The organism is Lentisalinibacter orientalis (genome assembly GCF_040706535.1).
Classification (GTDB): Bacteria; Pseudomonadota; Gammaproteobacteria; order Steroidobacterales; family Woeseiaceae; genus Lentisalinibacter; species Lentisalinibacter orientalis.
This window is the reverse complement of sequence record NZ_JAPDRJ010000001.1, coordinates 2,161,289-2,174,670: the sequence shown is the minus strand read 5'-3', so window position 1 is coordinate 2,174,670 and position 13,382 is coordinate 2,161,289. Positions and strand designations below refer to the sequence as shown.

Annotated in this window: 11 protein-coding genes; all 11 read right to left on the bottom strand. The window is 57.6% G+C overall.

What is annotated here, in order from left to right; all coding sequences use genetic code 11:
• Positions 1-6 precede the first annotated feature (6 nt).
• Positions 7-1,317 (bottom strand): hypothetical protein, encoded by a 1,311-nt coding sequence (locus ACJMK0_RS09595; RefSeq protein WP_405237741.1) that lies wholly within the window; start codon positions 1,315-1,317, stop codon positions 7-9.
• Between the two features lies 1 nt (position 1,318).
• A complete protein-coding gene (locus ACJMK0_RS09590; protein WP_405237739.1) occupies positions 1,319-2,179 on the bottom strand; it encodes a glycosyltransferase in 861 nt (286 codons plus the stop codon).
• A gap of 12 nt (positions 2,180-2,191) precedes the next feature.
• Positions 2,192-3,064 (bottom strand): sulfotransferase family protein, encoded by an 873-nt coding sequence (locus ACJMK0_RS09585; RefSeq protein ID WP_405237737.1) that lies wholly within the window; start codon positions 3,062-3,064, stop codon positions 2,192-2,194.
• Positions 3,061-4,374 (bottom strand): oligosaccharide flippase family protein, encoded by a 1,314-nt coding sequence (locus ACJMK0_RS09580; protein ID WP_405237942.1) that lies wholly within the window; start codon positions 4,372-4,374, stop codon positions 3,061-3,063. The genes ACJMK0_RS09585 and ACJMK0_RS09580 overlap by 4 nt, the downstream gene beginning before the upstream one ends.
• A gap of 174 nt (positions 4,375-4,548) precedes the next feature.
• Positions 4,549-5,469, bottom strand: a complete 921-nt coding sequence (locus ACJMK0_RS09575; RefSeq protein ID WP_405237735.1) for a Wzz/FepE/Etk N-terminal domain-containing protein — start codon at positions 5,467-5,469, stop codon at positions 4,549-4,551.
• Between the two features lie 42 nt (positions 5,470-5,511).
• Positions 5,512-8,250: an SLBB domain-containing protein gene (locus tag ACJMK0_RS09570; RefSeq protein ID WP_405237733.1), complete on the bottom strand. Its 2,739-nt coding sequence runs from the start codon at positions 8,248-8,250 to the stop codon at positions 5,512-5,514.
• A 2-nt stretch (positions 8,251-8,252) separates the two neighbouring features.
• Entirely contained in the window at positions 8,253-9,641 is a 1,389-nt protein-coding gene (locus tag ACJMK0_RS09565; RefSeq protein WP_405237731.1) for a capsule assembly Wzi family protein, read from the bottom strand.
• Positions 9,642-9,919: 278 nt separating this feature from the next.
• A complete protein-coding gene (gene rfbC, locus ACJMK0_RS09560) occupies positions 9,920-10,468 on the bottom strand; it encodes a dTDP-4-dehydrorhamnose 3,5-epimerase (protein ID WP_405237729.1) in 549 nt (182 codons plus the stop codon).
• Positions 10,469-10,472: 4 nt separating this feature from the next.
• Positions 10,473-11,354, bottom strand: a complete 882-nt coding sequence (gene rfbA / locus ACJMK0_RS09555; RefSeq protein WP_405237727.1) for a glucose-1-phosphate thymidylyltransferase RfbA — start codon at positions 11,352-11,354, stop codon at positions 10,473-10,475.
• A gap of 5 nt (positions 11,355-11,359) precedes the next feature.
• Positions 11,360-12,271 carry a dTDP-4-dehydrorhamnose reductase gene (gene rfbD / locus ACJMK0_RS09550; RefSeq protein ID WP_405237725.1) on the bottom strand — a complete coding sequence of 304 codons (912 nt, stop codon included), beginning with the start codon at positions 12,269-12,271 and terminating at the stop codon, positions 11,360-11,362.
• A complete protein-coding gene (gene rfbB, locus ACJMK0_RS09545; RefSeq protein WP_405237723.1) occupies positions 12,268-13,362 on the bottom strand; it encodes a dTDP-glucose 4,6-dehydratase in 1,095 nt (364 codons plus the stop codon). The genes rfbD and rfbB overlap by 4 nt, the downstream gene beginning before the upstream one ends.
• Between the last annotated feature and the right edge of the window lie 20 nt (positions 13,363-13,382).

Here is a 13,382-nt window from a genome sequence, read left to right as displayed (position 1 = left end):
TCCCCTTTAGGGTGACCGAGTACCTGCCCTCTCTATATACTCTTGAGAATCGACAAACAACAGGAACAGCAAAGGCGCTGCTCCCAGCACGATCACCTGCACAACCGAGGCGGAGAAATCTCCGAGTCGCGAAAAGAACAATAATAGGCAAAGCGACATCACATAACCCACAACACTCGCGAGCCGCCCTGATGATGCCCTCTGGTGAAGACGCTCTGTCACCAGCCCAAACAAGAAATAGACGGCAATCACGAGGCCTATCCCCGCAGTCTTATACGCCGAGACAAAACCGAATATCGGCGCGCCCGCATCTACGTCCACGTTTCTCGTAGCCCACCAGTACATTTCTCGCCCTATGGTCACCGGCGTAATATCAAACGGAAACAATGATCGAGGCGTGAGCTCAACGGGCCAAGCGATCCATCTGTACCAAAAGCTTCCGAGCGGGAATTCCGCGTCCCCCCATAGCAAGAGTCGCACCGACATGTCTGTGATCGCCTGCTCTCCACCATCGCTGATGAGAAATTCCGTATAAAGACCAGCGTATCCAAATAGGGTTCCAACGTCTCGCTCCCAGGAGCCGGCCAACCGAAATGCCTTGAAGCTAACGAAAGTGAGGATCGCTAGCACTAGCAGTGGCAGAGCTTTTCGGAAATCGATTTTTTGCTGGCCGAAATAGCTCGTCGCGACAAACAGAAGTGCTCCCCATACTATTGGAGTCGCCCGGCCATACACCGCAGTAACGGCACACGTTGTTCCGAACAATATCCAGGCGAACCAAGTCCGGTTCAGACTCTCTACGCGCGCTCGTCCTGCAATTACCATTGGCGCCGCGATCCAGGTTAGGGACGAGAGCATTAAAATGACGCCTCCACCCCGAACCGACTTTGACTCAGACAGGGACGAAGCGACTGTCGAGATACCGCCAAGAAGCACGATATACGCCGAAAGTCCTGCAAGGCCGAGAAGCCACGGAACAAGTGAGAGAGCGGCGGAGTACCTTATCGCCTTTACTGACACAGCCTTCCGCTGCTTACTTACCCATGAGCCCGAATGCAGGGCAATCGTCGCAATCACCGCCAGGGCAATCAGGAGAAGGCAGCCCACCGCCCGTTCATTAGGCGTGGTTCCCGGCAACCAGCGAAACTTCGCATCCATCCACAACAACATGAAGAGCCGCGGATACATCAAGACCAGTAAGAACAGATGCCAGGCAGTCAAAGGGGCGAGAATCTCTCGCATGCCGTTAACTAGCAAAACTCGCCCACTAAATAGGCTGGCGGCGAGAATCACGACAAACGCTAACCAGAGCATCACGTCATCTCAGCTGTTCTGTCACCGCTGAGTACAGTAGGCGCCACAGAGGTATTTTGGTCTTCAAGACCTTTGCCGCCCGCGCCTCCTGCTCGGCTACGAAACTCGTAGCTTGGTCCGCTTGGCTCGCGTTTATACTCGAATCGTTCTGATGACGAATTCGAACTCTTGGAACGAACCGGAGCTTTAGTCCCGCCTCACGGCTACGCCACGCCAGGAGATCCTCCTCACCGAACATAAATAGATCCTCATCCAACTGAGGATAGCGATTCAAGAATGCTCTCGTTAGCATAAAAAACGCACCATGCAGCTTATATACCGTCAACGAATCCGTACTCGGTTCTCCACTGACTAGTGCCCTCTTCCTTGGAAAATGCCCCCTAATCGAGGTCCAGAGCGACCTTCCCGGCCTTCCCCACATAAACCACGCTAAAGCTGCCCAATAGCGCATGTCCAACTGCCAAACCGATGGGTTTTGTTCGGACCCATTCGGGACATAAATCGTTGGCCCAATAATTCCCACAGTTTCCGTTGCTTCAGCTCCGAACACCCTAATTATTTCGGTACTTACGACCTCTGTGTCGCTCGTCGCGAGGATTACATGATCGACACCTCGGTCGCGCAAGTACCGTATACCGATATTGTGCCCATAAGAGAATCCTCCGTTTCTCGGTGCGCGAATTAAGCGAGTATTCTTGAGATTCTTGCATTCTTCTGTGAGTCTCTCCCACGATTGATTCGGAGACGCATTGTCGACAACCACAATATAATCCGGGAGTGGGTCACATCTTGCGAAGCTCGCCAGGCACTTCAGAGTAGCTTCGTAGTCGACGTAATTCAGCACCGAGACACCAATAATACTCATCGCAAAAACCTGCTAGACCCACGGGGCTCTTCGGCCGATAAATCGTTCCAGTAAAATCCTGTCGGCGGAGAAATATTCGTGTAGTCGTTCCCTAGTCTGTTGGCTCAAGACTTCAGGAGCATCCTCAGCCCGCACACTGAAGTGCGTCTCGTATCGGAACCTCAAAGCCTTGCGCTGCGAGGGCGTCAGCAGGAACCGGGCACACGCGCGTACTGCTCCGTTTGAGCGCAAAACACGATCAAGACGCCCAAACCGGGCAGTGCCACCGCGATGCGCATGCGGGAATTCGCCCAGACGTAGCACCGCATCTGGCGACAGATACTCTTGGATATCCGCGGCCAATGGTCTTGAGTCACCAATCAACTCTTCAAGAAAGTAGACGCGGAGTTGACCGCGGTCCGCCATCTGCGCAAATCTCGTCAACTGACGGCCATACAAACCGACCGCCAGGAAATCATGATCCATATCCGGTTCATCGACTTCCTCTCCGGCTTTCACCAGAAGCTCGTCGATACAGGCATCAAGAGATTGACGTGTCCGACCTCGACGGACAGTCATTCGGTAATGCGATAGTGCTCGTTCGACTGGATCTCTAAGAACAGCGATTAGCTTGGTGCCGGGGCAGTGAAACTTGATGCGCTCTGACGCCTTCTTAGAGCACAAGTATTGTGGTGACGCTTCTCCGAGGATCAACGAATCGCTCGCATGGGGAAATAGGCTACGGTAGTAATCCATGCCCCGGGCATACTCGTCTTCGTTGCTAAAAAACTGGAGTTCCTTTTCAACTGGCATTGATATCGTTGGACTGGCGCTCAACCACGCATGCATTGACGTAGTACCAGCTTTTTGGGCACCGATGACAATGAAATGCGGAAACGCGTTCATGGTTTTCTCCCGCTCTGGGAACCTCTGGACAAGAGCACTCCAATAATTGACGAATCGACGCTCAATAGGTTCTTGACAAGTCCTAGCATAATCAGGTTAGACGCCGAAATGCTTAGTGCGGAAGCTACCGCTGCCCCGACAAGTCCATATCGCGGAATGAGTAACACGTTGAGAACCAAATTTAGAGCGGCGCACAAGACTAGGACGCGAGCCGCTCGGGATTCGTGCCCCGTCATCGTCAATAGATATGCTACCGGGCCTGCCAGGACGTTGATGAACTGCGCCACAGCCAAAATGCAAAGAGCAGAGTATGCCTGCCCGAACTCCGCACCGAAGAGCGTGCCTAGAATCCAAGCACCAAAGAGAACAACGACAATGAATAACGGAATGGTGAGACCAACGATTAGAGAGTTGCCCCGCGAGATGGCTTCTTGCAGCGAACGCGTATCGCCGCGATGGTGGCAGCCTGCAAATATCGGAGCCAATATTGCATTCACCGCTTGTAGCACGAAGGGAATGAAAAGAGCAGTCTGACTTGCGGCCCGATAAAGGCCGACATCTTTGCTTGTGCTTAATATTCCCAGCAACAGCAAATCCGAGTAAGAGACAAAATAGTGCACTCCAGATACGACGACCAACGGTCCCAGCGCCCTATACCAGTTCTTGACCTGAGTCGGGTCCGGAGTTCTTCGACCGTGACGCGCCCCGACTCGCTTAAGGAAGGCTGATGCAAACGAAAGAGATATGGTAGCTGCCACAGCATATAGCAGCATCGCTAGCGAGGCTGTCGGCATGATCCTAGTGACGCCGGCTTGCATCAGAGCGATCAGGAAGATTAAGACGAGGGGACGAATCACGTACTCTGGCAATTGGCCCAGAGCAACGTGACGTAACCCGATCAACACGGCTGAACGCACTGCGCCGAACAACACGATCGGCACGAGCGCGAACGCGAAGAATAGAGGCCACGCATATGCAGCTAGGACATTACGCTGCGCAAAGAAGAGCATCACTATCGCGACAGTAAGCAGCGAAAGTGAGCCCATCCGCACAAGTCGATTCGCCCAAGTCCAAAGGGCTGCTCTTCCGACCGGATCCTTACTCGCTTTGAATCGACTCGTTTCACGAACGATCAGCGCAGCGACGCCGTGTTGTAGTGGCATAGCTACGATGCCAGCCGCAGCAAACGCAAAGCTATAGACGCCGAATTGCTCTAGACCAAGAAATCTCGCCAATAGGACCGCGACTAGGTAACCCAACGCAGCATGTGAAAGACGAATCCCTATGCTGATCGCGCTCTTTCGGTGCACACTCAATATCCAGTCTAGCCACGCATCACGGATCAGCCGCTATCACGATGCCACCGTGTCGATGCAGCCCATGACACGTTCTCAACAGACCCAAACGAGAAGCGACCGTGAATCTACCGACGCATGGTCGAAGCGACTAGTCTCGAATCCAATTTACCGTGGTCCACGGTCAACTTAGCCGGCAGACGCCTGCTGTTGGGGATGCATCGACCGATTTACGCGCAGGAGCAAGCGCACATAAGCGACTATGAAAGCCAGGACTGCAGCAAATAGCATAGAAGTAATGACGATCAGCAACTTCTTGGGATGGTATGGATACTTCGGAATCTGTGCCGAATCGAGTACACGAAACGCGTATTGCTCATTTCCTTGTGCCAATACAACCTTTTGCAGTTCTCTTTCAAGAACCCGGCTAAGCGCCTGCTGGGTCGCCAACTGATTTGTCTGGGAGATCTGCTGATCAAGATACTCTATTCGTGCTTGCGCCTCTCGGAGCACCCTAGTCCGCATCTCATGGTTGACCATACTCACCAATTCGTTTGCCCACTCTGCTGCCTGCGCTGGATTCTTCCACTGAATCTGCAGCGACAACAGATCATTACCCGCCTCTTCTCTGAGCACACGAACATTATCGGCAAAATACTGTATACCGTCTCGCACGTCTGGCTGGTCCTCTTGATCTACTCGCCATCTTTGATTTTTTGCATCCCATTCCCCTTCAAAAAAAACAGGCAGAAGCTGACGCTTCTCAATAAACTCGCGAGCTAAATCTCTAGATTCAAGAACGGCTCGCGCCTCGACCGCCGTAGATTCTGAGACATCAAGGCCGATCAGGCTGGCCACCCCACCAAGTTCGGATGGAATTTGCGGCACAGATTGGTCGTTTGCGGGAGAAAGTACGACTTCCGCTCGATACCAGTCTGGCGCGATCATCACATAAGCTCCGGCAGCGATACCTGCAGCCAGAGCGACGCATAGGATCCAAATTCGCGACAACCACGCGGCCCTCAGAAACCTGCTGATGGTAACTTCATCGAGAGCTATAGAATTCAGGGCGTCGTAGTCTTGATCTGTAGCTGCTGAAGGTTTTTTCATGCTCGGAATATGCTGCGAACGTGCCGTATTGGATCGCGCCAATCAGAACGAATTCACCGCGGCCGCAGCGATCGCAAGGTTATATACGATCTGGGTCGCATTAGACCACAGCGCAATGGGCTTTACTCGATCCGCATGTAGCGGCACAACTATCGTGTCCCCTGGCTGAATATCCAACCCCGTTGAACGAGCAAAAAAGCGCGACTGGCTACCGACAACAACTTCCCCATTTGCTCGCACGACATACGTACGCGTCTTGTCGGCTTTCCTGGTAAAGCCGCCGCTCTTGTCAATGTAGTCGTCTCGTCCTAGCGAAGGGTCATGCAAGTGCGAGGTAGTGTATTGCACCTCGCCGATTACAGTCACCTCCTGCGCAAGGACCGGCACAATCAAACGATCGCCGTCGCGCAGAATCACATCGTCAGCTGCGTCTGCTAGGACAGCCGGAAGATCAATCACGAGGCGGCCAACGGGCTTGGCTTCTCTTAGTTGCTCGAGCAGCGCCCTACCAGTACTGACCGCTTCCGATTGCCCCGGATCTGAAAGTGACATCGACGCCAGGTCGCCCTCCAGCCGATTCGCCAGCACGTCGAGCTGCTCTCGCTCCCGATCCTTGAGCGCTTCCCGCGTAAAGACACTGCCCTTGGGAAAGGCCATATCTGTCAGACCTCCGGCGCGTTCTAGCACATGTCTCAGTGTCTCTCCCTGCTTGATCGGATAGCGGCCAGGGAACGCGACTTCACCGAGGATCTCGACAAATTCCTGATCTCGCCAGCGCGGAATCTCCTTGATATTGAGGTAATCGAACGACTGCAGCACAATGTTCTGTACCGGATCGCCCGCCAGTGCTGCTTTGAGATTTATCTGGATCAGTTCTGTCTTTCTCGCCTCACCATTGACAAGCTCATATCGCGTCAATTCTGCTTCTTCGAGATATGCGGATTCTGCCAATCCACCACCCGCACGCACCAGGTCAGCGATGCGCATGCTCTGCTCTAGCGGGTACTCACCTTCGGCGCTCACCTGGCCACCGATCCGCGCCACTCGCAGCGGTTGGGTTCTCGAGGATCGGAGCCGCAACTCATCGATGAGCGGGGACACTATATGTTCCCGCCCCACCTTAAGATCGAACACATAAACCGTATCCCGCGGCTCCAGGAGCACGTCTTCTTCACCTTTAGGCGCACCCCAGGCTGCCTGCAGGTCTGCCGAGACAACGGCGAGTTCCGCGTTCGCCACCACTTCCCGGCGGATCAACACATAGTTGAGGTCGCTGTTCTCTTTAAGGTCGCGGCTGCTGCGAATTAGATCGGTGATACGGAGTCCATCCCGCCACTGGTAGTCGCCCGGCCGCTGGACATTGCCTACCAGCCGCACAGCCTGTTCGAGCTGGGCGACACCTTTCGGCACCACGATCGTGTCCCCGTCCGCGACCTTTAGCGAACGGCCCTCGATCTCGTTCTGATTCGCTTCGAGCACCAGCAAGCCGGCACCCGGCTCAAGCCTTTCAATCTTGATTCCGGGCTTGTATGCAGTGGGCTTCAGACCGCCAGCCAAACCAATGACGTCTTCCACATTGGCGGCACCGCGGTACTCGTATATCGCCGGCCGGTTGACCTCGCCCGCGACCGTTACCCGGGTGCCAACCGGCGGAACGAAAACGACGTCGCCCGACTGGAGCCGCACGTCCTCCCGAGTGTCCCCTTGAAGTAATACATCGTAGACATCCAGCGTCTTCACCACTTCACCCTGGCGCTTGAGCTGGATACGACGCAAGCTGCCCTGGCGCGCTACTCCCCCGCTCACGGCCAACGCGGTCGTAATCGTCGACATCGGGCTGACAGCATAAGAGCCCGGCGATTTGACGTCGCCTACCACGAATACCTGAAGAGCGCGCAGCTCACCCAGCGTTACGCTTACCTGGGTACCGATAAACTGTTCGCGGACCCGTTCCCCTATGAGTTGCTGCACATTAGCGTAACTGCGACCGGCAACCGAGATGGGACCGATTTCCGGGAAGCGAACCATGCCGTTTCTCTCGACCGGCAGCTCGTAATCAACGTTTTGATTTCCGAAGAGCTGAATTCGGAGCGTGTCCCCGGGCCCAAGCATGTAGTCTGCGGCTACGGGCACCGCTCGATTCGGCTCCAGCCGCGCCGGATCCCGCTCGAAGAGTTCATAGCCAAATGGCTCCAGCGCATCTACCCCGACCGGTTCCAGCGGGAGCCGGTTCACATTGATGCTCAGCTGTGACAGCGACGGCTCCGCGGCGAGCCGCATAGTCGCCTGTTCCTCTGTGAGGCCGGAGAGAGGTATCTCACCCACGCCCGACAGCATGAGGCGCCCGAGCGCATCGAGTTGATACGGATTACCATTCATGACACGTTGCATCAACGCGTCGCGGGACTGCTGTACCGCCCCGGATAGCGCCGGCCCACTGGTCTCCCTTGCACTAACATTCAGCACCAACGTATCGTCAGCCCGAAAAACCGGCGGCCCCTCCGGCTCGTCTTCCTCGAGAGGAGGCAATAGCATAGGCGGCGTAGTCTGCTCATCGCTGTCTTTGCTGACCTCCCGCTGCCCGCCCGACGAAACCCGCAAGTTACGAAGCTGCTCAAGCGCCGCCTGACGCTGCGAGGGCGGCAACTGGTTCAACATGCGCTGTTGCTCGGGAGTGAGCGAGACTGACTGGCTGTAGGCCGAGGGTGCGGCAGCCATCAGTACCGCGGCAGCCACGACGAGCACGGTGAGACTGGCGAAAAACCTGAGAAAACGTTGCACGGCTATCCGAACTGTTGTGTGAGCCTTACGAATACGCGCACATCGGTGGAATCCGTGTTCGCGACCTTGTCATCCAGTTGTTGCACGCCGACGCCGAGATCGAGCTTGCCGAACTTCGTATCACGACTATGGGTGATGCTGACGTCCAGAAGATCCTTTGGCGTGGACGTGACGGTATTGCCCTTGTCCGGCGCGCCGCCCCGGTTTAGCTCGGCGAAATTTGCGGTCACGTGCCATTTACCGTATTTGTCGTGGCGCGCGAGGACGCCGGCGGTAACGGTACGGGCGTCGTTGTCCGTGGAATATCCGATCGAACGATCTTTGTAGCGGTAGCCGGTAGGGTAAGAGCCATTGTTATAGGCGCAATTGAAGCCTTTGGAGCTCTCATAGAAATTGCACGTCGTATCGGATATCTCCACGTACGCATGCCAGTCGGACTGCACAGCATCGCTTCTTCCCCAGAATTCGACGCCGCCCATGCCCATATAACGGCTGGGGAAGCCGCCCGCCTCGTCCTCGCCTATGAGCTGTCCGTAGACGGCGTAGGGCAGATTGCCAATCGGCGAATGCCAGCGGAAGTCGTAACCCGCGAGCTGATTCGCCTCGTCGCTCGCGCCGCTCTCACCTTCCTCCACGTTCGTGTCACCCGCCAGCACTTTCAGGAACGCATCGATGTCACAGGGCCGCCCCGAACCACACCACTGTGCCGTACGCAGCAGCCCGATCTCCAGCGACTGCAGCGGCCGGAAGTTCACTCGCCAGCCGAAGAACCGCGCATTGGGCTCCGCACGCCCGCTCTCGAGCTGACCCCAGACGACGCTGGTGGACCAAGGGCCGATCCAAGACAGCCACGGGCTCTCGAAGGGGGTGGAGAAGTTCCGCTCCAGCACCAGCGCCGGTATCGGCCGGGCGTTGTTGGAGAGTATCAGGCTGCCACCCCAGCCGGGGCCCCACCAGCGGTCGACGACTGCGGCACCGATCATCCAATTGCCGAGCGCCATGGTGGCGTAGGAGCCGTCCATGCGGAAGTCCTGGTCGTCCACCGGATCATCGGAGAAGCCGGCGCGCACCTTTATGGCGAAGCGATCACCTGTCCAGTCGGTGGAGGCCCAGCCTTCTTCGTCGCCCCGGGGCACGTCCTCGAAGCCGCGGATGAGCAGTGGATTCTCGGCGAAGCTCAGCTCGCCCTCGGTGCGCCACACCTTGGTGCGAGTCTCATACTTCGCCAAGTCACGAATGCGGGTAAGGGCGGAGGTGGCCGGCGCGGAAAGGTCAGTGTCCTCCCGAAAGCGGTTGACGTCTTCGGCGATGTCGCCCATGGACAGAGGCCAAGCGGAGACCGGACTAGTGATGACGCCCTCGTCGGCTAGGCGCTGGATATCGGCCTTCAACCAGGGGTCGCCGGGCGCGATCCACGGTTCTGCGGAGGCTAAAGTCGGGAGCGCCAGAGTCAGGGCCGCCGCAAACGGCAGAAGCCGTCTCCACCCACGATCCCCGTCGTGGTTACTCCTGTGTCCCTGGAGAAGTCCCACCGATTCAGTCGCCCAAGCCCGAAAGACGGAATTCTAGAGAGCCGAAGCCAGCGTGGCAACTTATGTCATCCGGTCAGCGGCGTCGTAAGGCGATTATTGCCCGCGAGCCGGAAGGCGAATCCTGTCGGGAGCACATGCTATCCAGGCAACTCTGACTCCCGCAGAACCGACCCAGCCTCATCCTTGCCAGAAAGCAAGGGCAGCTCCCCCGTCGGGATGGGCCAGCCAATGCCTATATCGGCGTCGCTCCACAGAATCGAGCGCTCGAATTCCGGCGCATAGTAGTCCGTGCACTTGTACTGAAATTCTGCGATGTCCGAAGTGACGTAGAAGCCATGCGCGAATCCGGCTGGCACCCAGAGCATGCGGAAATTTTCCGCAGACAACGTCTCACCTACCCATTGCCCGAAGGTCGGAGATCCCCGGCGGATATCCACCGCCACGTCGAACACCTCACCCAACGTGACCCGCACGAGCTTGCCTTGGGCTTGCCGAACCTGGTAATGAAGCCCCCGCAGCGTCCCCCGAACTGAGCGGCTGTGGTTATCCTGCACGAACTCTTCCGTTATCCCTGCGTCGGCAAATTTCTTCTTCTGCCAGGATTCCAGAAAGAATCCCCGCTCATCGCCGAATACATCCGGCTCGATAACCACGACCTCGGGAATTGCGGTTGGAGTAAACTTCATCGCCTCAGAACACCCGGTCTTCGGCCACGCGCTTCAGATACTCGCCGTAAGCGGTCTTCGCGAGGCCCGCCGCCAGCTGCCTCAAGCCGTCCACATCGATGAAACCCATGCGGTAAGCGGTCTCTTCGGGTGAGGATATCTTCAGCCCCTGGCGCTTCTCGATGGTCTCGATGAAGGTGGCGGCGTCGAGCAGGGATTCGTGCGTTCCCGTATCGAGCCAGGCGTATCCCCTGCCCATCACCTCGACATTAAGGGACTGGCGCTCCAGGTAGGCTTTGTTGACGTCTGTGATTTCCAGCTCGCCCCGAGCCGAGGGCTTCATCTGCTTGGCGATGTCGACGACGTCCTCGTCGTAGAAATACAGCCCGGTGACCGCATAACGGGACTTAGGCGCCGTCGGCTTTTCTTCCAGGCTGACAGCGCGCCCACCCTGGTCGAACTCGACCACGCCGTAGCGCTCGGGATCCGCCACCGGGTACGCAAAGACCGTGGCACCGTCTTGCCTTCGTGCCGCACGCTGCACCAGCGCTTTCAGGTCATGGCCCTGGAAGATGTTGTCCCCAAGAATCAGCGCACTCGGATCCCCCCCGATGAACTCCTCGCCGATCAGGAAGGCCTCAGCAAGGCCGTTCGGCTGGTCCTGCACCGCATAAGCCAGACTCATTCCCCATTGGCTGCCATCACCCAGCAGTTCGCGGAAGAGAGGAGTGTGCTCCGGCGTGGAGATGATCAATATATCCCGGATATCCGCCATCATGAGCGTGCACAGCGGGTAATAAATCATGGGTTTGTCGTAAACGGGAAGCAGCTGCTTCGACACCGCGTGGGTCACCGGGTACAGCCGGGTGCCACTGCCACCGGCGAGAATAATCCCTTTCCTCTTCATGAGTCTTATTCGCCTCGTTGGTTTCGCACCAATTGATCGACAACGTCATCGACGCCTTTCCGCCAGTCCGGCATGGGCTCACCCAATGCGCGCTCAAGTTTACGGCAATCAAGCCGGGAATTGAGCGGCCTTCTCGCGGCGGTGGGAAAAGCCTCAGTTCCTACCGGCGTGATCTTCTCGGGGTCCACTAGAACGGGCCATCCGCCGTTCCGGGCACGTTCAATGGCATGACACGCATAGCGGTACCAGGTGGTCTCTCCGGCGGGGGCGAGATGATACAGCCCGGCGGTGCCGGATTTTCGGTTCAAGAGCTCGACCATCCGGATCGTGACGTCGGCGATCAGGCTGGCACCGGTGGGCGCGCCCCACTGGTCGTCCACCACGCTCAGCGCATCGCGCTCGGTTGCCAGCCGGAGCATGGTCCGGAGGAAGTTCTGCCCATTAGCGGCGTATACCCAGCTCGTGCGGAAGATGAGGTGGCGGCAGCCGCTCTGCCTGATCGTCTCCTCCCCTGCCAGCTTGGTCTGCCCGTAGGCATTGACGGGGTCCACGGGGTCGTCCTCGCGCCAGGGCTGCGACCCGTTGCCGCTGAAAACGTAGTCCGTCGAGTAATGCACCAGGGAAGCACCCGTCTCCCGGCATGCTTCGGCCATCGCCCCGGACGCCTCGGCGTTGATCTTATGGGCGACCTCCTGCTCTTCTTCCGCCCGATCGACAGCAGTGTAGGCCGCCGCGTTCACGACCAGGTCCGGATTGAGGGAACGAATGACCGTCGCTACAGCCGAGGGATTGCTGAGGTCACCCGACATGCCATCACTCCCTTGACGGTCGAGCGCAAACAGTTGGCCCCGGTCCCTCAGCAACGGCACGAGCGCCGAACCGACCTGCCCGGTCTTGCCGAAAAGCAGGATCCTCATTCGGTCGCCGTGCGCTTACCGTAGTTGGTTTCCATCCACTGGCGGTACTCGCCGGAGCGCACGCGGGACACCCACTCGTCATTGTCCAGATACCAGCGGACCGTCTTCTCCATGCCGGACTCGAACGTCTCGCGGGGTGTCCAGTCGAGTTCGGACGCGATGCGGGTATCGTCGATGGCATAGCGCTGGTCATGCCCTGGCCGGTCGGTCACGAATTCGATCAGCCTCTCGTACGGGCCGTCATCCCCCGGCGCTATGCGGTCGAGAATGGCGCAGATACCCCGCACGACATCGATGTTCTTGCGTTCGCAGCGACCGCCGATGTTGTAGGTCCGCCCGATCTCGCCACGCCTAAGCACGGTAAACAGGGCTCGGGCATGATCCTCGACGTAGAGCCAGTCACGAACGTTCTCGCCCTTGCCGTAGACGGGTAGCGGTTTGCCCTCCAGCGCATTGAGAATCATCACCGGTATCAGCTTCTCGGGGAACTGATAGGGACCGTAGTTATTGCTGCAGTTCGTGATCAGGACGGGAAACCCGTAGGTGCGCCGCCAGGCCCGGACCAGGTGATCGCTGGACGCCTTGCTCGCCGAATAAGGGGAGCTGGGTGCGTAAGGGGTGGATTCGCTGAAAGCAGGGTCCTCAGGCTGGAGGTCGCCGTATACCTCGTCCGTGGAGATGTGGTGGAAGCGGAACCGGCGCTTGCCATCATCATCCATGCCGTTCCAATAGGATCGGGCTGCCTCCAGGAGTGTGTAGGTCCCGACGATGTTGGTCTCGATGAAATCGGCTGGACCGTGAATCGATCGGTCTACATGAGATTCCGCGGCCAAGTGCATCACGGCGTCGGGCCGGTAGGTTTCGAACAGGCGATCCAGCGCCTGCCGGTCACAGATGTCCACCCGTTCGAACTGATGGTTCGGGTGTTCCAGTGCCTCTGCGAGGGAGTCGATATTGCCCGCGTAGGTGAGCTTGTCCACGTTCACGATGCGGCAATCGGTTTCACGCACCAGCATGCGAATCAATGCGGAACCGATGAAGCCTGCCCCGCCGGTCACCAGTAACGTCTCAGGTTGTGAACTACCTGCCATTTCGTCTTCCGAAAAGACCG

Coding starts and splice junctions, on each gene's coding strand:
- ACJMK0_RS09590 (WP_405237739.1), bottom strand. CDS start 2,179: ATGAGTATTATTGGTGTCTCGGTGCTGAATTACGTCGACTACGAAGCT.
- ACJMK0_RS09585 (WP_405237737.1), bottom strand. CDS start 3,064: ATGAACGCGTTTCCGCATTTCATTGTCATCGGTGCCCAAAAAGCTGGT.
- ACJMK0_RS09575 (WP_405237735.1), bottom strand. CDS start 5,469: ATGAAAAAACCTTCAGCAGCTACAGATCAAGACTACGACGCCCTGAAT.
- rfbC (WP_405237729.1), bottom strand. CDS start 10,468: ATGAAGTTTACTCCAACCGCAATTCCCGAGGTCGTGGTTATCGAGCCG.
- rfbA (WP_405237727.1), bottom strand. CDS start 11,354: ATGAAGAGGAAAGGGATTATTCTCGCCGGTGGCAGTGGCACCCGGCTG.
- rfbD (WP_405237725.1), bottom strand. CDS start 12,271: ATGAGGATCCTGCTTTTCGGCAAGACCGGGCAGGTCGGTTCGGCGCTC.
- rfbB (WP_405237723.1), bottom strand. CDS start 13,362: ATGGCAGGTAGTTCACAACCTGAGACGTTACTGGTGACCGGCGGGGCA.